Here is a 22324-nt window from a genome sequence, read left to right on the forward strand (position 1 = left end):
ATCTGTCACTGCTGGTTTTGGTGTTTATGGCACTATCCTTGATCAAGCATCAAAATCATCAGATAAAGCAACGCAACTTTTTGAATCTCTTGTTGAGCGCGGTACGCAAGTTGAGCCGAAGCTAAAAGAGCAAACGTCTGCCATTTTTTCTAAAAAAATCACGTTAGGATCAGTTGAATCTAAAGTGCAAAGTATCACTAGCCGTTTTACGGGTGGTCAAGATTCAGCACTAAGTGAATTAGAAAGCAAAATTGACCTACTTACAGTGATGATTAGCGAACTAAAAACTACACCTAAAAAAGTGATTAAAACTAAAGTAACTGCTGAAGCATAATAATACTTTAACTCTTGCGGTTAATTGAAATGAGCCTCCTAATTGGAGGCTTTTTTGATCTTGGGAATTAAATTACTGAGACCGGTGAAAACTTTTTTAATAAAGCTTTAATTAGAGAACTGAAGGACCTCCAAGAGTTTCCTGCACCAAAGTTGACAGTTGCAGCGAGGCAAACAATAAGTGATGATTTTAACAAAATTGATATGGTTGTAATCAATGTAGATGAGTCTGGGAAATTCAGCTTTGGCGGGGTTAGTAAGGTATTTGATCTAGATATAGAGTTGCAGATCCTACCCACGTTTTCAATCGCTTTATCTAACTCATGAGCATCACTTACGGCACTTAGAATAATTAACGTTACTCAATCGGCAGTTTACTTTTAAGCTTTCTAACTTCCGATTTAAGTCTTCTCATTTCGAGTCCGTTAGCAAAAAGCAAAGAAAATACAAGTAGTTAAACCGTTCACTTCACTGCCTTATAGGGCCCAAGTCCGACCCTACTATTAAGATCCACTAACGCGAGGGGTATGTAGTCATCAATTAGCTTTAATTTTTGGAGTACAGATACATGGACACTTGGGGTATTTATATCGGTTACCGAGGCGATCCTAGGCTCCTTTCCTCCGTAGTAAAATTTGTATGAATCATGTATTTTTTTCGATACATCTTCAGGGTAAGGGTAATAACGAGTATCTAACTCCACTTTGTGTTTTATTTTGGCTATCATCCAATTAAATGCAACATTAGAATGATGCCTTTCTTTGTATCCCCCTCCGACATCCGCATGAACGCCCGAAAACCAAACCTGCTCTATGACTTGATTATCAGTACCAGCACGCATTGCCCATAAGGTAGGCTTAAACGTTTCTCTCTGCTCATCGATTGAAACGGCATGATATGCATGCAAAGCATCTTTGTTAAGTTTTGTATCATGAAATTGAAGGTATTTATTGGTGATTTCTTTTAAGAATCCGATAGGGATACCAAGCGAACCAACAGTGTCCCATACGCCAATCACTTCGATCAGACACCTGGTATTATTTTGTTTAAAACTATTTTTTTCGTGCTTATCTGCATGCTTATAAACATCGAAAGCATGTTCAATAGACGTCTCAGTAAGCTGGTCTTTATTTAACAGTCCGCAACTGTAGATCATACCAGCGAGTGAACGGGCGGTATATGCGCCTCGGCTAAAACCAAAAATAAATATTTTATCGCCACGCTCATAATGTTTACATAATTCGGAATAGGCTTCCCTTATGTTTGTAGCCAGCCCCCACCCTGATATCCCACCAATAAGACTATTGTACCAGTGCGAACCGACGCCTTCGTCGTAATACACCACTTGCCGCTTGGGTTGGGTTTTATCTAAGATCTCCCACAAATTCCGAACATTAGTTTCTTCGTTTTCTGTATGTCCACCTTCATCTGGTTTGTTCCATGTACCATCTAAACAAAGAATAATATTTTTACTCATGTTTCCTCCTATGTGATGAACGGCTATTTACCATTAGGAGTTTATTTGTTTGCGATGGAATTATATTTCTAAATAAAAACAATATGATTCACTCTGTTGGAACAAACCTTAATCTATATTATTTAACCAGGAGTGATTATCATGAGTAACTTACTTGACCAAGCAAAAACTATCTTAACTATCGCAAAAGACACAGCAAAAAAATCTGTCACTGCTGGTTTTGGTGTTTATGGCACTATCTTTGATCAAGCATCAAAATCATCAGATAAAGCAACGCAAATTTTTGAATCTCTTGTTGAGCGCGGTGCGCAAGTTGAGTCAAACCTGAAAGAGCAAACGTCTGCAATCTTTGCTAAAAAAATCACGTTGGAGTCAGTTGAAACTAAAGTGCAAAGTATCACTAGCCGTTTTACGGGTGATCAAGATTCAAAACTAAGTGAATTAGAAAGCAAAATTGATCAACTGACTGTGCTTATTAGCGGACTAAATACGGCACCCAAAAAAGTAACTAACGCTAAAGTAACCGCTGAAGCTGAAGCATAATAATACGTTAACTGTCGTGGTTAATTGAAATGAGCCTCCTTATTTGGAGGTTTTTTTATCTTGGGAATCGCGACACAGGTTAATACCCCAAGAGAGTGCAAAATAATTTTATGTTCAATCGCCACCATATCGTTGATATTAAAGTACAATAACGCGTACTGATAAGTTATTTTTTCGCCTTTTCACTTTCAAATTTGTTCGTATACTCACCAGGTTTTGTTTTTGAACGCCAAACTTTGCGTCCTTTTGAACGGAGTCGTTTTAGAACTTGTAACTTTTCACGTATGTTTGAAAAATATGCCAACTTATTTTTCTCTTTTTCAGATAATAGCGCTGAGTTATGTCGCGAAATTAAACGAAGTAGATGGAAGCGTGTTACTTTTTTAGAAATCAACCACATTGGTGACCAAGGCGAACCACGAAGTGTCACGCGTTCAAAATCAACGATAGAAACCTTGCCACCTTTAATAAGTAAATCGCGCTCTGGTAAAGAGTGACGAGCTACACCTGCACTTAACATTTTCTCAACCAGTAAGCGCAAATGTTGCAGTGCTTCATCAGAAAGTTGTTCCTTATTTTCACCAAATAAACGTGTCATAGTTAGAGTAGTATCATCATCTTTATATTTAATTATTTCAGGAAATCCAGATAGACCTTTTAATCTGAGCAGCGCGAGTTTTTCGCAATTATAGCGTTTTTTGTAACGTGGTCTAACTTTAAAAATTTTTACTACTTCATCATTGCCAATTTCGACCCGCATTTTACCCGTTTCATATATTGATATCATACCCATCAACGCACCTTTCTCCTTTACAAAGAGTACCAGCCGAATACCACTACTATACTAGTTGAAGACAGTATTTGTGACAATCTGAACACTGAAAAGTACCTATAGCTATTGTAAGCGGATGATTTTTTAGAGTAAACCACTGGCTATCCACAACGCGTCCAGATGAATATTTCAGTCGATGGAATACGGTTTATCTTCGTTTTATTTGGTCAAAAAAAGGCATCTGGTTAAGCCGTGGCGGTAATACAAACAAGGTTCATTTAGCTGTTGATAGTTATTGTTTACCCTTTGAATTTATTATCACAAATGGTGATATTCGCTCCCATAAAGCGAATTTCCATTGCAGATAAGGCTGTGATAAGTGCCAATCATTCCACCTAAATATAAGTCAAAAGTGGATTTGCCAGTGAACGTTTCTTCGCTTTCTGTATGCCCACCTTCACCTGGTTTGTTCCATGTACCATCTAAACAAAGAATAATGTTTTTACTCATGTTTCCTCCTATGTGATGAACGGATATTTATCATTAGGCGTTTATTTGTTTGCGATGGAATTATATTTCTAAATAAAAACAATATGATTCACTCTGTTGGAACAAACCTTAATCTACATTATTTAACCAGGAGTGATTATCATGAGTAACTTACTTGACCAAGCAAAAACCATCTTAACTATCGCAAAAGACACTGTAAAAACGTCGATCACTGCTGGTTTTGGTGTTTATGGCACTATCTTTGATCAAGCATCAAAATCATCAGATAAAGCAACGAAATTTTTTGAATCTCTTGTTGATCGCGGTGCGCAAGTTGAGTCAAACCTGAAAGAGCAAACGTCTGCAATCTTTGCTAAAAGAATCACGTTAGAGTCAGTTGAAACTAAAGTGCAAAGCATCACTAGCCGTTTTACGGGTGATCAAGGTTCAAAACTAAGTGAATTAGAAAGCAAAATTGATCAACTGACAGTGCTTATTAGCGAACTAAATACGGCACCAAAAAAAATAACGAAAGCTAAAGTAACTGCTGAAGCATAATAATACGTTAACTGTCGTGGTTAATTGAAATGAGCCTCCTTAATTTGGAATTTTATAATGAAAAAAAATAACAACATATTGAATTCAACTATTTTGGGTAATATTAAACTTAATAAATTAGCAATGCTTACGCTGCCTTTATTGGTATCAACATCGTGTCTAGCAGAAACCAATTTGTATCAAGTTCAAGATAATTCAGAAGATGATGGTCAGATTATTTTCTCCCCATATTCTGGTGCCGGTACACTTGAATTTCATAAATTAGAGAGTCGCTCTGTAGATGCAGTTGAAGTCGCAGCTTTGTGCCAAACTAGAGGGATGAATATTGTTAATGAAAATCTACTTAGCAGCTCGGTTGCATACTTAGGTGAATTAACACAGTTCCTCGCTAGTGACATATGGGAAGCACGAGCAATTACTGACAATCTAGCTATAAGTGGTGCGGTTCTAATGCGGGGAGGGGGTCAAGGCTATTTTATAAAAGCTAAATCCCATATAAATAATGAACTAACGATAGGTGGTTTTTTTTCTAAAGGGCCATATAAGCCTGAAGACGCTGTTATCAATGTTTGTTATTCCTTCAATCAGGACGATATGAATTTATATAATATGATTCATGATGATAACAATAATTATAAGTTCGAACTAGTACATAATACCGCTATAAATAGTACAACTATAAATGAAGAAATCAGAAGAAATTCTAACTCATACCCTAGTGAAAATACATATAGTTGGCTGGTTGAGAATTTAAAGAAACAGGAAGAACATATTATATCGACAGAACAACTAAAAGAAATGCTTGATAACCCCGATGTTGAAAATGACAATTATAAAAACTTAATTCGATTACTAGCCGACCTCCGAGACGGAGAAACAGAGCTGATGATTGTTGGGAGTAGACAAGAATTAAGTGATGATTTTAACAAAATTGATATGTCTGTAATCAGCATAGATAGCTCAGGGGTATACAACTTTACCTCGGCTGAGAAGCAATTTGATCTAGATATAGAACTTCAGATCATACCTACGATTATTACGAGAGATTACTAATTCACCAAAGCTACGTGGTAGATATGAACCAGTTTTATAGCAAATACTAGACTAGGTCGTGCCAAAATCTGGTTCAGGATAGAGCAAGCGCCCCTAAGCGCAAGGTTGGAAGTTCGAATTTTCTCTACCGCTATATTTAATTCATTAAAAAGAGCTCCGGGCGATTGCTATTTGGAATATGTGGGAGCCTGCACGCTAGGCACTGTGCCACAGATAATTACTGCAGATGAAGGGTGTTGAACTTGGGTTTTGTCACAACGCTTGCCGGGTAGCAACCCAATTACATACAGCGCATGTTATATATAATTTATTTTTTGTTAAACGCACATACTAAAACCGCCGAGTGCAAGGCATCACCTTAATTGCTTTGTAATCAAATACTGATGATGCGGCAATACCTATTTATCTCTTCAGATCTAATTATAATGGGTTGAATTTTATCCTTAGTAGGTGTCCAAATACTTCTCACCTCTTTTTGATAAGAATATTCATTTTTTTAAATCAATGCTGGGTGTACGTCTGAGTCAAAGTCATGTGGCATTCGGCGAGGTTGATACTTGCACTTATGACTACCTTCATACGAGCCCTTATGCTTTAGTGATTTACTGATACATTCAAAAAGTTTTTCAGGCTGTTCAATGACCACACATGAATCATAGCCAAAGTCTCTCATCGCGGATTCATCAAACTCTTCAGTTGTACAGTAAATATAGATATCTGGGCTGCTTTGAGGTTTTTCTAACGTAACCCCTGAAATAGTAGCCGTTGCGCCTTCCGCTAACGTTAAAAAAGACTGAGTAAACTCAGGTTGATTAGCATTAGTCCAACAAGCTTGATCCACTCCCATGTATGAGGCGATTTTTTATTGTCACTTTTTCACCAAGTTCAATTAACAATGCGACTAATTCCACATCGTTATTCATAATTGCAATATTAAGTGGCGTGTGACCATCGTTATCAAGATGACTTTCCTCATTAAGCTCTAAACCTGCATTTGAAAACGCAATACTTCGTCGTAATACACCACTTGCCGCTTTGGTTGGGTTTTATCTAATATTTCCTCCTATGTGATGAACGGCTATTTATCATTAGGCGTTTATTTGTTTGCGATGGAATTATATTTCTAAATAAAAACAATATGATTCACTCTGTTGGAACAAACTTTAATCTACATTATTTAACCAGGAGTGATTATCATGAGTAACTTACTTGACCAAGCAAAAACTATCTTAACTATCGCAAAAGACACAGCAAAAAAATCTGTCACAGCTGGTTTTGGTGTTTATGGCACTATCTTTGATCAAGCATCAAAATCATCAGATAAAGCAACGCAATTTTTTGAATCTCTTGTTGAGCGCGGTGCGCAAGTTGAGTCGAATCTAAAAGAACAAACGTCTGCAATCTTTGCTAAAAAAATCACGTTAGAGTCAGTTGAAACTAAATTTCAAAGCATCACTAGCCGTTTTACGGGTGATCAAGATTCAGCACTCAGTGAATTAGAAAGCAAAATTGATCAACTGACTGTGCTTATTAGCGAACTAAATACGGCACCAAAAAAAGTAACTAAAGCTAAAGTAACAGCTGAAGCATAATAATACGTTAACTGTCGTGGTTAATTGAAATGAGCCTCCTAATTGGAGGCTTTTTTGATTTTGGGAATCGCGACACAGGCTAACGACTTGCTCAGTGCTAATAACCTTATTTTTTTCAGTTGAAAGATAAAGTACACATAACCACTACGGTTTATTAGTCCTGTCGAGTGTGAGTTAAAAACATCACATAGATGATTAAGTCGTGGGTAACTCCGCGACTTACTCTATTTAAATAACTCTAGCCCAAGCAAGCTATCCTCAACAACACAACAATTTTGAGGTTCCAGACCCATAGCATCAGATTTGATGCCTAATTCAGCAAGTTGATATTCGAGAGCTAAATTACATAAGAGCTCACTATCAACTAATGTCCCGTCACAATCGAAAATTACTAGCTTCATAATATCCTTATCACGTCGCATTAAGCGAACTAAAACTGTGGGTTGTAACGTGTAGAAAATCGAACCATAACACAAATGAAAACGATGAAACGATCCGTTGAAGAAATCACAAATCACATCATTGAATATTATTTGAGCGTTGCAACAAAGCCGCTAAGACCAGAAAGTCACCGCTTAACATGACCAATTTTAAAAATAATGGGTTAATGACTTAAACCAAACTGAAACTAATCACCCTAAATTACACCCAAAACTCAATTCAGTGCAATACACTGCTAACCGTTTAATATCAACACATTAAACCAACACAGACCGAACCAACCCCCGTCCCCCGTCCAACCTAACAGGTGATAAAACAACAAAAAACAAACAGAAATGTAACGAGATGGTTTTTATGTTGCACTATTTTGTGATCAAGATCTAAAAAAATATTCAATAAGTGCGATAGCATTCAAATTAAATAACATTTAATTAATATTTAATTAATATTTGCAACCATCGAGATCAGTTACTTACAACAGCATATAATGCTTGGAGAATCAGGTGCGCACTATATTTACGCTACTAATATCTGCACTTAGTTTTAACAGTTTTGCCCTTAATAGCACTTATTTACAATTTTATGGTGTGAAAGACAGTTTCGCATCACGCTCAGATTTAATAAATGAACACGAAGGATTACTATATGTTTAATAAAGGCTTTACAGTTTTAGCTTTAACTATTTTATTTTCAACTGTCGCTGTTGCAGCTAGTTATATACCGACTATTGCAACTAGTCATATACCGCCTGCTGTCGATATAGTCACAAGCACAACTCATCACTTTAATTTCAGCGATAAAAAAGAAGTATCTGAGGTTTTTTCGGTGAAACCTAAGGGATTAACATTATTATCAGCTGTTGTTCAGAGCGGATCAGTGGACGACCCAGGTCAAGTTAAAGAGTACAGACTTGATAATATGACATTTTTTATCGCTGACGATGAATATGTCTTTAAGAATACAACACCACAGAAAGTGAGTCAGATCACGGTAAATTATAATGATGGTATAACGAATGATAACGTGGCGTTATTAAGATTTGATACCGTTGTTGAACCCTTTAGCTCGGTTGTATTTGAACTACCAGGGTTAGCACTCAGCAATATTCGTCATAATAACCAGATGAAGCTATTTTTACCTCAAGTCATCTTTCCACCCAAGGATAAGTCTTGTGAGAGGGTACCAAGATATTGTTACCTACCGCCTAATCCAAAACAAAAAACAATATATAACACACACATAGTGATGTTGCACAATGCATTGAATACCGTTGCATTTCCCCCATTTATAACAAAAACAATGAATACTTATTGCCCGTTTTTTAAAGAGTGTACAAAGTATGGTACTCAACCTTTGTCATATGCATCACGTAATATGCTTGCATTAGGCGCTGAGGGTCATACGTTTAACATACGGGTATTGGCGGGCGATTATTTTTCAGCTGGCAGAGGTGGTGGTGATAGACCTTGGATTAATAATAAAAAAGCAGCGAACACCTCAGGTAAAGCGGCGGTTTATAAAGGTTATATTACAGAAGGTTCATGGAATTATAGACCCTATCATCAAAGAACCTATAATACGTTCTTTCATGAAACAAATCATGCATTTGGTTTTTCCCATGATTCAGCAATGACTTATGGATTCGGAGTTCCGTATAGCCAAGCCTTTATTACTGAAAATTTTTCAGAAATAGACAGAACAACGATCGGTGAAGTAAACGTACCGTCTGTATTTGTGACAACGGAGCTTAACGCAAAAAATGAAATGACATTGGCATTTTATTATTTACCTGATGAAAAGGAATATGAACAGGTTTCACTTACGATGCTTGGACAATCACTTAATAGCGGTAGTGTTGCTTATAAACTCGATCGTAATAACAAGCCTGTTGATAATACCTTAGTGTTGCATTTTGATACATTACCCACTGCAACGACATATATTCGTACCCATAATACCGATACAAAATATTTATCGACAATTAAACTCTCTCCGAGTGAGTTAGTGCCTGCTGTTACCTATAATATAGAAGGCAATGACTATGGTATTCTCGACGATAAAGAGTTACTTAATAAAGATTATAATGGTAGACAGATCCGAAATCTTTGTACAAATATGGATGGGTTACTTGCAACTAAAGATGAATATCAACGTCTTTGGAACGATTTAAAAAAGAATGATAAATTGAATCTATTACAAGAACGCGTATTTTTATCGAGAGATGAACCATCGAATAATACAATATGGAAATTAGAGTTTAATGACGATGCAATGTTAGCGAGTCAGCATTCTATCAATGATAAACTTGGCACTGATAAGTCGCTGGTTTGTGTTAAGTAATAATTAACCTATTGCGTATTTTAATAACGATATTACGTGAAATCTAAATAAGACTGTAGTTCGCTACGTAAACCTAGCGAACTAATTAATTCAATATCCATTCAACTATTCTACGCTAGCCCATCAAGTTAATGTCCAACTTATGGGGTTACTTCACTTCATTAGGCAGCTTTAATAACGACGAAAATTGTATCGGTATTAGCCGTTTTTATTTTCACCTAACTGTAAAGGTAGCGAAGGACAACTGTAATAAATCCCCGTATCATCATCAGATGTCATATAAAAACTCATTCCAGATTTCGTGTAAAATGACCGATTTACATAGTTCGACTTATGATCTGGAGCCTTGCTGGCAAAAAACTCAGAACCTAAATCAGTCGCTTTTCGCGTATTTGGCCCTAAACGAATAACACCCATAATATCTTTAGCTTGAGCATTAAACTTCTCCTTACCTACTTCACTGCATTCCCAGCTAGCTTCAGGCGAAGAGTAACCAATGACAACCTTAGAGCCATTGTTATAAAACTCTTTAGGCCCTAGTTCAAAAAGTGATGAACAGCCCGTCACAAACAACCCCATAACCATCACCGGTATTATCTTTCTCATACTAATTCCCTATATCTTAATTAATCACAAAGGGGTAATGTAGCACCAAGGTCGATAAATACAGTCATAAATATATTATTAGGTCATCAAACATACTAATAGACTGATAATTAATACAAATATCAAAATTAAGAGTGAACTTTCATTTCAAGGAATATTATATGAATATTAAATCTGTATCTGTACTTGCATTGATTCTTACTACAACGGGTTGTGGTAGTGGTGGCAGTGACAGTGACAGTGGCAGTGACAGTGGCAGTGGCAGTGGCAGTGACACTGTGAATGCTTCAGTATGTTTTAATGAAACTTTAGTTACTGTAGGTACTGAATATACTTTAAAGACTAAAAAAGATAATGACGAAGTTATAACACATAATTATAAAGTACTAGATGAAAAGCCCTTTAAAGGACAACCTGCAATTCGAATCCAGGATACTCTTACTGAAGAATCAATGACTGAGACAAGTTACAATTACGTCTTTGTTGACAGTAATGAAAAATCAATCTCTTTTTTAGGAAATACAACAGATACTATTTTGGGGAGTATAGAAACTTCTTTAACGCCGGGACACTTAACGAAATTTAATCTTAATAGTGGTAGTGCCTATGAACAAACAACAACTATGAGAGTTGAATCACCATCTCTAGACGTGGATTATATAAATGATAGTAAAATTACCTTTAAAGGGTTCGAAACAATTACTGTTCCTGCAGGTACTTATAAAACATGTAAATTTGAATTCAATAGTTCAATAACAATGCCAGACGGCTCGACCGATAAAATCAATACTATATCTTGGATTGCTGTGGAGCATGGCTTCGGCGTTCAATCAGTAGAGGGTAAATCAACAACGAGGCTTGTTGAAGTGACGATTAATGGGACTAAGGTGTAAATTGGGAAGTTAATGAGAACAACGAACTTAGTTTTTGCACCGATTACAATTAAGGCCTGAGCCGAAAACGCTGTTTATGGAAATATCAGGTAACTGATATTTTACCAAATGCAAAACCTATTTAATAGGCAGGTAAATATCTGTTACCAATTCACACTCATCCACTTCATGCACAAAATTCAAGTAGTGGAAGAAACAAGGGTAATCACGCAGCGCTTCACCACTATCTGGTAACCATGTTTGATACAAGTGATAGACAGTATCACTGATTTTATCATGACTACCTTTATGTTGAGCAACAGCACAGCGGCCACTCGGGATCACACCTGATTTTACACCATATTTATTATCTGGAACTTCACCGTAATGCGTACCGCAAATATCAAACCGAAATTCGGTACTTGGTGTGTCATTCGGATCGCTGTATGGAATACCAAAAGTGTCACTCTTTTTAATCGGAGATAAACCCGTTTCTTTTCTCCAAGCGATAAATTTTGCTACTGTATCAAAAACTAATTTAGGGTCGCCTTTATGCTCTATCAGCGCAACTTTCTTTTCTTCAACATTAATAACCTTTATGTCCATAACGATCTCTCCAACTATTGGTGGTTCAAATTCATATTTAGAGTGCCACGACTGCCACTCTGGATTGTTCCTAAATTGGGAAGGTGATTGCTTGAATATTCTTTTAAACGCCCGCGAGAATGCTTCTGGGCTTTCGAAACTGGCTTCGTAAGCAATATCAATAATGCTTTTCTCTGATTCAAATGCCAATCTAAAAGAGGCTCGCTTCATTCTGGCAAGCAGCAAAAACTGAATAGTGCTAAGCCCCATGAAGGACTTAAAGATACGATGAAAATGATATTTAGAACATATTGCAACGTTGCTCAATGTTTCCAGCGACATATCTTCATCTAAGTGATTATTAATGTAATCACAAACTCTTTTAATCCGCTCTTCATGGTATTTATCTACACGCATTATCTACCTTCTGTTTCCCAATTAAGAAATCGAGATCATGATATCTGTGAACATAAACCAATGCCTGATTGAAATTGCTATACAGAATATTGAAAGGATTAAACTGTAAGACATGAGGCTCTAATAAGACATTTTAAATGGGATTTAATATTGGTTCTGCGCATTACGCAGTTATATAAGATCTAAATAAGAAGTTGGATATTTGGAGTGACCAGCGCTTTAGATTAGAACTGGAGCGTGCAGCGGGAATCGAACCCGCATCATCAGCTTGGAAGGCTGAGGTAATAGCCATTATACGATGCACGCTAATTTCAATAATATTCTCATAAATATCATTGCGTAGTCTAGTCTGTCTCCGTTTTTTAGTAACTGGATCACAAAAAATACGCATAACCCAAAGCATGCTCACTTGAAGCACACCTACACTAAGGCTTATTTATAGATCCTAACTTAGCTATGACGAACTAAAAATGATGGGATAATGTTTCACTAAACTAGGGCATCGGTGTTTACCCTGCCCCTATTACGAACTATCGTTATGATGAAACTTACTCCGCCGAAGACTTACTTTTAAGTTGTTTTATTTCAGCTTTTAATTTTCTGATTTCTAACCTGTCAACACAGAACATAACAACAATGATAACGATAAAATAAACATCGATATATTCTGTTATCAAAGGAGATCCAATAAATGCAAATGCTGCAAATCCAAGCCCTGCGATGATCAATAAAAACTTATCTTTTATGAATTCAAAAGTCATTATGCTATCGCCCTCGCTCGTATACCGTATGCTTTTCGATTTGAATAGCATTTTATCGACGCGACAAGGCCCATTTCTTCCATGTTTTTATTAAAAAGTTGGCCCCAGCTTTTTCCAGCCCTACTCTCGTTACAACTATATGCATTACTCATTATCAAATCCTATTGATAGTATTAGTTAATATCGAGAATAGCATTTTAGATATTTCAGAAAGTATGAAATTCACTACACCCCAAAGTCCTTTGCTGTGGATATATACAAATTCATCGCGTCAATAAATCTTTCAGCTTTCTTCCTACTTAAGGTATAAAAACGTTTTGCTATATGATTTTCATCATTACGTAACTGAATTATATACCAGTCTCTTTTATGAAAGAGTTCCATGCTATCTAACGAGTTAAAATAGAGTGTTGATGTAACATGCTTACTCTTTGTTTTTGTAACACCAATTGAGATTGCAGAAGTATTCGAGATAAGCGTAGCGCTAGCAACTCCCCTACTCTTAGATATAGTGCCGTCTCCAAAAGCCAAATACTCATCTGTAATAAGCATGCCTTCAGGTCTATATTTTAAAGGCTGTTCCGCAACGACTAGATGGTTATTACCTCGTTGAAATGTATCCGTTTGGTCGTGGTGGCCGTAGGATAAGAAAACGCTTTAGCACTAAAGCGGAGGCTTTACGCTTTGAGGAATATATTGGCGTGAAAGCAAAGGATAAACGTATCGGAATGCCCTATTCAATGAATTAAGCCGTTTGGGTGAATGGAAAGCAGGAAACCCGATTGCCGGTATGCGGGCATTAAAATATAAAACGCCTGAAATGGGATTCTTACAAGCATCGCAAATACCCATCTTACTTAACGAGCTGGATAACGGCCGTAATATACACGTTAGATTAATTGCAGAAATTTGTTTAACGACTGGTTGCCGTTGGGGTGAAGCTGAAAACTTAAAAGGTGAGCATGTTCATAATAACAAAGTGACGTTTATGAATACCAAAGGTAATAAACCTCGCACGATCCCAATATCCGCAGAACTTGCCAAGCGACTACCTAAAAAACAGGGGCATTTGTTTAGCAGCAGCCTTAAAGCATTTCGTAAAGCGGTAGAACGCGCAGGATTTGAATTACCTAAAGGGCAAATGAGCCATGTGTTACGACACACGTTTGCGAGTTATTTTATGATGAATGGTGGTAATATTCTGGTGCTGCAGCGAATACTGGGTCATGCATCAATTGTCGATACGATGAAATATTCACATTTTGCACCAGAGCATTTAGAGGATGCGGTTAGATTGAATCCTTTGGCTGATTAACTCTATTAATAATGGTTTGGTAACAAGTTATTTTATTTTTTAGCCATACTAGATATTGTATCAAGTAGCTTATCTATTGATTTTTGCATATCAGGAACAGTAGATATATCAGACTTCACGTCTCCGTCACCAAAAAAATTAGACGTTAAATCTTGTTTTATCTTGCCTTTTTCTTCCGCAGAAAAACTATCTAAATATGCATTAATAGTTGCTAATTGGATTCCTACTTTTCTATATTTTCTTTCATCAGCTCTGTGTCTAGATGATTCTTTCAATAAATAGATACCGGGCATAGTTACAAGGAAAATTAATAAAAATCTAACTAAAAGGAACATCGTGTTAATTTTATCAACTTTTGTTATTAACTCATTGACTTCAAACCCTGTATACAAAATCAGACAAGTTAAGATCAGTGTTCCGCCAAACCTTAATCTGTCTGCAGATTTTTTTTCTTTTTCTGCTTGGCAGAGATTGTTATTTGCAAGTAGACCACTACCAGTGGCTTCTAACATCTTTTTTATCTCATTATTAGATTCTTCAAATCCAGATACATGTTGTTCGATTTTGATCTTAGAACTGTCTAAATTACTACTGAAAGCATCATTAAACTCTCCAGTAACCTTATCCGACTCTGTTTTCATTTGCTCTAATATTTCAGACTTATTATTCAATATTAATTCAAATATCTCTTTCTCTTGAATTGAAATTTTTTCCGCATGCTTTTTTTCAGTGCTGGAAATAAACTTTCTAAAGTTTTCCTCTCTCTCAGATATTTCAATAAAAGATTGTTTTCTTGCTTCATTTACATTGTCTAACATTTCCATTTCTGATTTGTTAAAACTATCTCGCATTGAATTTGATAATTCGTCTTCTTTCTCTTTAAGTAAAAGCATAACTGAACGCTGTTTATCACTTAAAAGCCTCAACTGATATTCAACTCGACGTGTAGATTCAGTTAACAAATAATCTCTTAGAGCAAAAATATGCTCTCCATATAAGTTATACAAGTCATTAAAGAGTGAAGAAACATTAAGCTTACCTTTAGGGTCAATCTCCCTTATTATCTCTGTAACACGTATAACAATATTCTGATCACTCATTAATCTATCTTTTAGAGCATGAGCTGAACTTTCATTTTCATCTGCATTAAATTTAATAAAATAGTCTTCGCAATCTTTTAGTATCTTAAAGTACTTAAATATCCGATTTACTTTTACTTTTTCCTCTTGTCTAAAACTCTTACTAGCTTCACTTAAATCATCAAGTTCGATTGTCGCTAAGCTTTTCGACAACGCCTCTGTTGAAAAAGGAAACTCAGCAAGCATCATATTGTAAGCTTGCTCTATTTTGTTTACCAAATTGGATTGCTTTCTGTTTAAGCCTGAAGCTGAGTTTCCCATCATAAGTAGCTCTAATTTAAAATAAGTAGTTAAGGTCGTGAATCACATATTGTGTACACCGTTTGAGAATACTAACACATTCTTTATACCATTGATTAATTTGGTTATTTAATTTTATACAAGATCTTTTACACTACATGCTAACAGTTCAGCGCTACGACATATCACTTTATCACTCACGGTATATATCAAAATGAAAGCTTGAGTTATATTTACGCTGAAATGGATATTCACCAAGATAGTGCAAAATCATCTTAGTGATATATTGGTAATTTGAAGGATTTAACTGTAGAAAATACGGTTCTAACATGACATTTTAATCTAGTGTAGTTTTGGCACTGCGCATTATAGTATTTATGTTGAAAGGCCGTGTATTAACGATTTAATCCCTAGCTCGAAAAAGCCTCCAATTAGGAGGCTTTATAAAAATTTATCTGCTTGGGTTCTCAAGCATCACGTATTTTAGCTTTTCACTTAAATCGACTGATTTATTTTTCTTCTTAAACATTTTCAATAGTATCAAAATAGCTTGTGCGGATGTTGCATTTGTTTGCTTAAAATGAATTAAACAAACGTAATGCATGCTTAAACCGTTGATTTGACAGCGTTTAATTCAGGTGGTATCTTTATTGTAATCGCCAAGACATTACAATAAGGATTAAAGGAAAATATGGAAGCGCATAAACTAATACTTGAGTATTTAATTGAAAATCCGAATGTGGAATCAATTAATGAATCATCGGAAATTGATATTGTTACTTTTAAAGAGATGATTAACCATAAATTAGTAAGTGGTATGAATGCATGTTCAGACATTGGTGATTGTTTCTTAGAGCCTAGAATAACTTTTCGTGGGCGAGAATGGCTTGAGTCAAAAAAGGTCGAGTTAGTTTCCAAAGAGCCTCAAGAAGACGTTGTTGAATTAAAGCCAAACTTCATGGGCATAGGTTTAAATTTAAATGCTCTATATCGTTTATTTAAACGCAGATAAAACATAACAAGGCAAATCAATCAGCGTATAAACGATTATTTGCGGCGTTATGAGCCTTAGGATATTTATGGAAAATCAATTAAAAGAAAGTTGGATTTTAGCGCCTCACATGCTTGAGACATCATATTTATACAATAAAGCATCCCAACTAATGTGGCCTCACAGCGTTAGTATCTCTATAGTTAATGCTGCTTTGTCCTTAGAAATACTGTTTAAAAGTTTTCATGCTCAGATTACAGGTAATGAAAATGAGTTGAATGAGAAGTACCGATTTAACTCTAAAGTAGTAAAGAGGGGGAGCGCACATGATTTGTTAGATTTATTTAATGCTTTACCAGAAGACATAAAATCACAATTTGATAGTAGCTTTACTGTGGATATATTAACTAAATATCGTTCTACATTTGTCGGCGAACGCTACATTTATGAGTTATCAGCTATTGGTGGTGGTACAGGGGCGTTAATGGATATTGCCAGTAGATTAATTGACAAGACAGTTCAAATATATAGAAAACGAGGTTGCACTGATCCATGGGTAGTGAATTACCCTAAGGTATAATAAGGCTTCAATTTCAGTATATTTTTTTATGTAGTTTAGATTATTGACTACCTACACTACCATCACAACTGCGTATAACGCATGTTACGTGAAATCCAAATAAGACTGTAGTTCGCTACGTAAACCTAGCGAACTAATTAATTCAATATCTATTCTACGCTAGCCCATCAAGTAAATTTCATCAATTCAGGTTCTATTTAACATATTGTATGTAACACGCATAACCCAAAGCATGCTCATTGAAGAACACCACTAAAGGGCTTATTTATACACATTAAGTAAGCTATAACTGACTAAAATTGATGAGATAATTTTGCACTAAATTGGGGAATCAATGTTTCAGCTAAAATAAGCCTGAAACATCTGTTTATCAAGTAATGTCTGGCTTAACAGGCCACTATGAGTAGTTAAAATAACAACGTTGTTATGCCTTTTCTACTACGGCAGATCCATGAGAATTTAACGCCTCATGAAATAGTAGCCAACACTTAAACATCGAAAACCAAAGTAATGCACAACTAACGCCAAACATTGTATATATGTCATAGCTTTTAAATTCCAGAAAATACTGAATATCACCATAAAATTGTTGAATATATAAAGCTTTTAGGAGTGTGATAGCAGTAGATGTGATAGCAACATATGTTGCTATATTGACTAATATTTCTAAGATCCATAATTGATTACTTTTAAACATTGGTACATCTTCTAATACAGATTCATTTACATAAACTCCATGGCATATAATTGATACGAATACAAATATTGTACAAGCACCCATTAAATAACCAGACTCTAATAAGTAACGAATACCAAGCATTATTAGAACTTGATTTAATGAAAAAATAATACACATAGCAACTAAACCCAAAGCTGAAAATAAGACCGTCTTATTCACAATTTACTCCTGTTGAACTGCTCTACTTGGCGTTGTTCTTTTTTATCTTTTTCGCTACCTAGTAACCCGCCTAAAGTTCCCCCAGCAATAACACCTGGTACGCCTCCTAATAAGCCTATCGCACCGCCAATTACCATTGCTGCAGCAGCATTTTCATTAGAGTTAGCGGCCTTTACGTCTTTGATAACATATTGCTGATCATTGATCATGAGTTTATGACCACCAACCTTATTGACCAGCTCTCTCCTTGATGGAGCCACTATTTGAAGGAAAACTTTTTTCCCCTTACTATCGACAACGTACAACCTCATAATTACCACCTCAGCTTTCGTATCACATTGATATAATTTTGCTACTCGACACTGCAAATCTACCAGCGTAGTAAATTGCGATTAATAAAGTATCACTGTGATATTTCGTTTTATTTTATAGATAGTGCATTTCTATCCATTTATTTCATAAATCTAATTAATAACTAAAAAAACTTATCATTAGCTTGATTCTATTACTATTTTCATCCTCAGCAAGAAAAAAATCATTTAAATATGAAAAACTTGAGCTTTATTTTTTAATAAATAATAATTTATATATGATTAACAACGGCGGCACTTTGGCGGCATAGGATGGGTCGTATTGGATACATATGGATAGGGCTACCGATTACAAAAAATTAACACTGTAATTTCATCCAGTAGTGTTTTGGGCTTCAACTCCCCCCGCCTCTAATACCATTTCCAACCCATAAAAAAAGCGAGCCCTACTTTCGCAGGACTCGCTCTTATCACTTCATGTTTTTAACGCTGTGACACGTTACACACCAAAATTAATCGTTATACGATTCAACGGGTGGGCATGAGCAGAATAAGTTACGGTCGCCATACACATCATCGATGCGATTTACTGTAGGCCAGAACTTGTCTTTCTTCACGTAAGGTGCAGGGTAAACTGCAGTTTCACGGTCATAAGCACGATCCCAGTTAGCGTCAACAATATCAGCCAGTGTGTGTGGTGCGTTATGGAGTGGGCTTTGTTCTGCAGTCCACTCACCCGATTCAACTTTAGCAATTTCGGCACGGATGCCTGTCATTGCTTCGATGAAGCGATCTAATTCAGCTTTAGATTCTGATTCAGTTGGCTCAATCATTAGCGTACCCGCAACTGGGAAGCTCATTGTTGGCGAGTGGAAACCATAATCCATTAAACGTTTAGCAACATCAGACTCGGTAATACCCGTTGTTTCTTTAAGTGGGCGTAAATCAATGATGCACTCGTGCGCGACACGATCATTACGGCCTTTATAAAGGACTGGGAACAGTGGATCTAAGTTTTTAGCTAGGTAGTTAGCATTTAAGATAGCTGTCTGTGTAGAACGTTTCAGACCTGCTGTACCTAACATGTTGATGTACATCCACGTAATCGGCAAGATGCTTGCACTACCAAACTGGGCAGCAGCAACCGCACCGTTGTGACGGCTTTCTTTACCCGTGTCAGCAACAGCGTGACCAGCAACAAAGGGTGCCAAGTGCGCTTTAACGCCGATAGGACCCATACCTGGACCACCGCCACCGTGTGGAATAGCGAATGTTTTGTGTAGGTTAAGGTGAGAAACATCAGAACCCATAGAGCCCGGCGATGTTAATGCTACCTGTGCGTTCATGTTTGCGCCGTCCATGTAAACTTGGCCGCCGTTGTCATGAATGATTTGACAGATTTCTTTAATCGTTTCTTCGTATACACCGTGTGTCGATGGGTACGTGATCATGATGCAAGAAAGATTGTCTTTTAGCTCTTCCGCTTTTTCACGTAAATCTGCAACGTCAACGTTACCGTTTGCATCACACTTAGTAACGACAACTTTCAGACCCGCCATTTGCGCTGATGCAGGGTTAGTACCGTGCGCAGAGCTAGGGATCAGACAGATGTTACGATGTGATTCGCCACGTGACTCATGGTATTTATGAATTGCTAATAGACCCGCGTATTCACCTTGTGCACCCGAGTTAGGCTGCATACAAATTGAATCGTAACCTGTGATGCTAACTAACCAGTCTTCTAACAGGTCAATCATCACTTTATAACCAACCGCTTGATCTGCTGGGCAGAACGGGTGCATGTTGCTAAATTCAGGCCATGTTACTGGGATCATCTCGGCAACCGCATTCAGTTTCATGGTACAAGAACCTAATGAAATCATTGAATGGTTAAGGGCTAAATCTTTATTTTCCAGCGATTTAATATAACGCAGCATTTCTGTTTCAGAATGGTGCGTATTAAATACTGGGTGTGTTAGGAATGCAGATTCACGCTCAAGTTCAGCAGGGATAGACGTGCTACCAGTTGCTGCTAGTTCAGCTTCTAGTGCATCAACCGAGATACCGTGGTCATCGCCCAATAGTACGTCGAATAATGTCGCTAGGTCTGCTTGCGTGATCGTTTCATCTAAGCTGATACCCACTTGATGTTCAGCGTCAAGACGGAAGTTAATGCCCGCTGCTAATGCGCGAGTAACCACTTTTTCTTTGTTATCTAACTGGTCGTTGTCTAACTGTACAGTGATTGTATCGAACCACGTATTGTTAGTCAGGCTTAAACCACCTTTAACAAGACCTGCTGCTAATAAATCAGTGAAACGGTGTACACGCTTAGCAATATCTTTTAGGCCTTCTGGACCGTGATACGTTGCGTAGAAACCAGCCATGTTCGCTAGCAATACCTGTGCAGTACAAATATTTGAGTTGGCTTTTTCGCGGCGGATGTGTTGCTCGCGCGTTTGCATTGCCATACGCAGTGCTGGTTTACCATGGGTGTCTTTAGAAACACCAATGATACGACCCGGCATAGAACGCTTATGTTTGTCACATGTTGCGAAGAATGCAGCGTGTGGACCGCCATAACCCATTGGAACACCAAAGCGTTGTGAACTACCAAATGCGATGTCAGCACCGAGTTCAGCCGGTGACTTAACGCGTGTCAGTGCCAGTAGATCAGAACCAACAGCAACAACACCTTTCTTAGCTTGGATAGCCGCAATAATACCGCTGATGTCTGTTACATCGCCGCTTGTACCTGGATACTGCAGTACCGCACCAAACAAGTCATGCTCAGGCGCTGTTTCTGCAGGGCCTTGAATAACAGTGAAACCGAAGTGCTCTGCACGTTCGATCATCACGTCAGCGACTTGTGGATGTACGCTGTCGGCGATAAAGAAGTTATCACATTTTTTGTTTTTAGAAACACGCTTACACATTGCCATTGCTTCAGCTGCGGCTGTTGCTTCGTCAAGTAAAGATGCGCTTGCTAAATCCATGCCTGTTAGATCACAAGTCATGGTTTGGAAGTTTAGTAGTGCTTCTAAACGACCTTGTGCAATCTCTGGTTGGTAAGGCGTGTATGCCGTGTACCAGCCTGGATTTTCGAATACGTTACGTAGGATAACATTCGGCACGTTAGTACCGTAATAGCCCATACCAATGTAGCTTTTATTTATTGTGTTTTTGGCTGCGATGGCTTTTAATTCTTGCAGTGCGGCAACTTCAGATAACTGATGGCCAGCAACAATATCTTCTGCCAATAAGATCGAGCTTGGTACTGTTTGTTGAATAAGGTCTTCTAAAGAGTCTGCGCCAACTTTCGTTAACATCGCTTTAGTTTCTGTTTCGCAAGGGCCGATGTGGCGACGGGCGAAATTATCAATCTGCTCTAACTGGGCAAGTGGGGTATGGGTTTTCATGCAATTCCCTGTATTTTTACTATTACAAATTAAAATAGCGCTTAACGATATCTATTCATGTTTAAAAATAACAAATAGCGTTTAAACACTAAAAAAAAACCCCGAGGCTAGCTCAGGGTTTCAACAACAAATTAGTCTTCGATTGACTCAGCATAACCGGCAGCATCTAACAGCGCGGCGAGTTGACTTTCGTCAGAAGCTTTAACTCGGAACAACCAGCCTTCGCCGAATGCATCTGAGTTTACTAACTCTGGAGAATCGTCTAATTCTTCATTGATTGCTACAATTTCACCACTGATTGGTGCGTAGATATCTGATGCGGCTTTAACAGACTCGCCTACTGCGCAATCTTCGCCAGCAGTAACTTCATCACCTACGTCTGGTAAGTCAATGAATACCATATCACCCAAAAGGCCTTGAGCATGGTCAGAAATACCGACAGTGTAAGTACCGTCACCTTCGTTACGAACCCATTCGTGTGAAGATGCATATTTTAATTCAGCTGGGATATTACTCATTGTTGAAACTTCCTTTTGTCTTTTACTTAAATGATTATGTTTTTATTTGGTAACGCTGTAGACACTGAATTGCG

Annotated in this window: 25 protein-coding genes and 1 tRNA gene; 10 read left to right on the forward strand and 16 right to left on the reverse strand. The window is 37.2% G+C overall.

What is annotated here, in order from left to right; genetic code table 11:
- Nucleotides 1-334 (forward strand): hypothetical protein (locus tag AKG98_RS12725; RefSeq protein ID WP_067046267.1); only part of this gene is annotated, 334 nt, incomplete at its 5' end.
- Between the two features lie 462 nt (nt 335-796).
- Here the strand turns inward: AKG98_RS12725 and AKG98_RS12730 are convergent.
- Entirely contained in the window at nt 797-1810 is a 1014-nt protein-coding gene (locus AKG98_RS12730; RefSeq protein ID WP_067046269.1) for a DUF2235 domain-containing protein, read from the reverse strand.
- Between the two features lie 141 nt (nt 1811-1951).
- Here AKG98_RS12730 and AKG98_RS12735 point away from each other — a divergent pair, with 141 nt between their 5' ends.
- Nucleotides 1952-2353, forward strand: coding sequence for a hypothetical protein (locus tag AKG98_RS12735; RefSeq protein ID WP_067046271.1), 402 nt, complete (start codon nt 1952-1954; stop codon nt 2351-2353).
- Nucleotides 2354-2519: 166 nt separating this feature from the next.
- On the opposite strand, the gene AKG98_RS12740 is transcribed toward AKG98_RS12735, so the two are convergent.
- Together AKG98_RS12740 and AKG98_RS12745 are read right to left on the reverse strand one after the other, a co-directional pair.
- On the reverse strand, nt 2520-3146 hold the full coding sequence (locus AKG98_RS12740; RefSeq protein ID WP_067046273.1) for a hypothetical protein: 627 nt from the start codon (nt 3144-3146) through the stop codon (nt 2520-2522).
- 297 nt (nt 3147-3443) lie between these two features.
- Nucleotides 3444-3635 carry a hypothetical protein gene (locus tag AKG98_RS12745; RefSeq protein WP_067046274.1) on the reverse strand — a complete coding sequence of 64 codons (192 nt, stop codon included), beginning with the start codon at nt 3633-3635 and terminating at the stop codon, nt 3444-3446.
- A gap of 141 nt (nt 3636-3776) precedes the next feature.
- Between AKG98_RS12745 and AKG98_RS12750 the strand changes: the two genes are divergently transcribed.
- Nucleotides 3777-4172 (forward strand): hypothetical protein, encoded by a 396-nt coding sequence (locus tag AKG98_RS12750; protein WP_067046276.1) that lies wholly within the window; start codon nt 3777-3779, stop codon nt 4170-4172.
- A gap of 57 nt (nt 4173-4229) precedes the next feature.
- Nucleotides 4230-5225, forward strand: coding sequence for a hypothetical protein (locus tag AKG98_RS12755; protein WP_067046278.1), 996 nt, complete (start codon nt 4230-4232; stop codon nt 5223-5225).
- A 496-nt stretch (nt 5226-5721) separates the two neighbouring features.
- On the opposite strand, the gene AKG98_RS12760 is transcribed toward AKG98_RS12755, so the two are convergent.
- Nucleotides 5722-6072 (reverse strand): hypothetical protein, encoded by a 351-nt coding sequence (locus AKG98_RS12760; protein WP_067046280.1) that lies wholly within the window; start codon nt 6070-6072, stop codon nt 5722-5724.
- Nucleotides 6044-6232 (reverse strand): hypothetical protein, encoded by a 189-nt coding sequence (locus AKG98_RS23000; RefSeq protein ID WP_369814927.1) that lies wholly within the window; start codon nt 6230-6232, stop codon nt 6044-6046. The genes AKG98_RS12760 and AKG98_RS23000 overlap by 29 nt, the downstream gene beginning before the upstream one ends.
- Before the next feature lie 189 nt (nt 6233-6421).
- On the opposite strand from AKG98_RS23000, the gene AKG98_RS12765 reads away from it, so the two are divergent.
- Nucleotides 6422-6817 (forward strand): hypothetical protein, encoded by a 396-nt coding sequence (locus AKG98_RS12765; protein WP_067046282.1) that lies wholly within the window; start codon nt 6422-6424, stop codon nt 6815-6817.
- A gap of 224 nt (nt 6818-7041) precedes the next feature.
- Here the strand turns inward: AKG98_RS12765 and AKG98_RS22475 are convergent, their stop codons facing one another.
- Nucleotides 7042-7218 (reverse strand): hypothetical protein, encoded by a 177-nt coding sequence (locus AKG98_RS22475; protein WP_198155517.1) that lies wholly within the window; start codon nt 7216-7218, stop codon nt 7042-7044.
- A 685-nt stretch (nt 7219-7903) separates the two neighbouring features.
- Here AKG98_RS22475 and AKG98_RS12770 point away from each other — a divergent pair.
- Nucleotides 7904-9598: a hypothetical protein gene (locus tag AKG98_RS12770; RefSeq protein WP_067046284.1), complete on the forward strand. Its 1695-nt coding sequence runs from the start codon at nt 7904-7906 to the stop codon at nt 9596-9598.
- A gap of 198 nt (nt 9599-9796) precedes the next feature.
- On the opposite strand, the gene AKG98_RS12775 is transcribed toward AKG98_RS12770, so the two are convergent.
- Nucleotides 9797-10204: a hypothetical protein gene (locus AKG98_RS12775; protein WP_067046286.1), complete on the reverse strand. Its 408-nt coding sequence runs from the start codon at nt 10202-10204 to the stop codon at nt 9797-9799.
- A 161-nt stretch (nt 10205-10365) separates the two neighbouring features.
- Between AKG98_RS12775 and AKG98_RS12780 the strand changes: the two genes are divergently transcribed.
- The gene (locus AKG98_RS12780; RefSeq protein ID WP_067046288.1) at nt 10366-11097 is read left to right on the forward strand and encodes a hypothetical protein; all 732 of its coding nucleotides are present in this window, start codon (nt 10366-10368) and stop codon (nt 11095-11097) included.
- Between the two features lie 117 nt (nt 11098-11214).
- Here AKG98_RS12780 and AKG98_RS12785 read toward each other — a convergent pair whose 3' ends face one another.
- From AKG98_RS12785 to AKG98_RS12800, 4 genes are all read right to left on the reverse strand, one after another.
- Entirely contained in the window at nt 11215-12078 is an 864-nt protein-coding gene (locus AKG98_RS12785) for a GyrI-like domain-containing protein (RefSeq protein WP_067046290.1), read from the reverse strand.
- Between the two features lie 231 nt (nt 12079-12309).
- A tRNA-Gly gene (locus AKG98_RS12790) sits at nt 12310-12384 on the reverse strand.
- Nucleotides 12385-12626: 242 nt separating this feature from the next.
- A complete protein-coding gene (locus AKG98_RS12795) occupies nt 12627-12839 on the reverse strand; it encodes a hypothetical protein (protein WP_067046292.1) in 213 nt (70 codons plus the stop codon).
- Between the two features lie 225 nt (nt 12840-13064).
- A complete protein-coding gene (locus AKG98_RS12800) occupies nt 13065-13391 on the reverse strand; it encodes a hypothetical protein (protein ID WP_067046294.1) in 327 nt (108 codons plus the stop codon).
- 202 nt (nt 13392-13593) lie between these two features.
- Between AKG98_RS12800 and AKG98_RS12805 the strand changes: the two genes are divergently transcribed.
- The gene (locus AKG98_RS12805; protein WP_067046295.1) at nt 13594-14154 is read left to right on the forward strand and encodes a tyrosine-type recombinase/integrase; all 561 of its coding nucleotides are present in this window, start codon (nt 13594-13596) and stop codon (nt 14152-14154) included.
- A 32-nt stretch (nt 14155-14186) separates the two neighbouring features.
- On the opposite strand, the gene AKG98_RS12810 is transcribed toward AKG98_RS12805, so the two are convergent.
- The gene (locus AKG98_RS12810) at nt 14187-15557 is read right to left on the reverse strand and encodes a hypothetical protein (RefSeq protein ID WP_067046296.1); all 1371 of its coding nucleotides are present in this window, start codon (nt 15555-15557) and stop codon (nt 14187-14189) included.
- A 667-nt stretch (nt 15558-16224) separates the two neighbouring features.
- Here AKG98_RS12810 and AKG98_RS12815 point away from each other — a divergent pair.
- Together AKG98_RS12815 and AKG98_RS12820 are read left to right on the forward strand one after the other, a co-directional pair.
- A complete protein-coding gene (locus AKG98_RS12815; protein ID WP_067046297.1) occupies nt 16225-16545 on the forward strand; it encodes a hypothetical protein in 321 nt (106 codons plus the stop codon).
- Nucleotides 16546-16612: 67 nt separating this feature from the next.
- Nucleotides 16613-17104 carry a hypothetical protein gene (locus AKG98_RS12820; protein ID WP_067046298.1) on the forward strand — a complete coding sequence of 164 codons (492 nt, stop codon included), beginning with the start codon at nt 16613-16615 and terminating at the stop codon, nt 17102-17104.
- A 424-nt stretch (nt 17105-17528) separates the two neighbouring features.
- Here AKG98_RS12820 and AKG98_RS12825 read toward each other — a convergent pair whose 3' ends face one another.
- The 4 genes from AKG98_RS12825 to gcvH all read right to left on the reverse strand — a co-directional run bounded on the left by AKG98_RS12825 (nt 17529) and on the right by gcvH (nt 22250).
- On the reverse strand, nt 17529-18002 hold the full coding sequence (locus tag AKG98_RS12825; RefSeq protein WP_067046299.1) for a hypothetical protein: 474 nt from the start codon (nt 18000-18002) through the stop codon (nt 17529-17531).
- Nucleotides 17999-18313, reverse strand: coding sequence for a hypothetical protein (locus AKG98_RS12830; RefSeq protein WP_067046300.1), 315 nt, complete (start codon nt 18311-18313; stop codon nt 17999-18001). Before AKG98_RS12830 ends, AKG98_RS12825 begins: the two co-directional genes overlap by 4 nt.
- 512 nt (nt 18314-18825) lie before the next feature.
- Nucleotides 18826-21732 carry an aminomethyl-transferring glycine dehydrogenase gene (gene gcvP, locus AKG98_RS12835; protein ID WP_067046302.1) on the reverse strand — a complete coding sequence of 969 codons (2907 nt, stop codon included), beginning with the start codon at nt 21730-21732 and terminating at the stop codon, nt 18826-18828.
- A 131-nt stretch (nt 21733-21863) separates the two neighbouring features.
- Complete coding sequence (gene gcvH, locus AKG98_RS12840; RefSeq protein WP_067046303.1) at nt 21864-22250, reverse strand: glycine cleavage system protein GcvH; 387 nt, start codon at nt 22248-22250, stop codon at nt 21864-21866.
- Nucleotides 22251-22324: the final 74 nt, after the last annotated feature.

The organism is Moritella sp. JT01 (assembly GCF_001574435.1).
Taxonomy (GTDB): Bacteria; Pseudomonadota; Gammaproteobacteria; order Enterobacterales; family Moritellaceae; genus Moritella.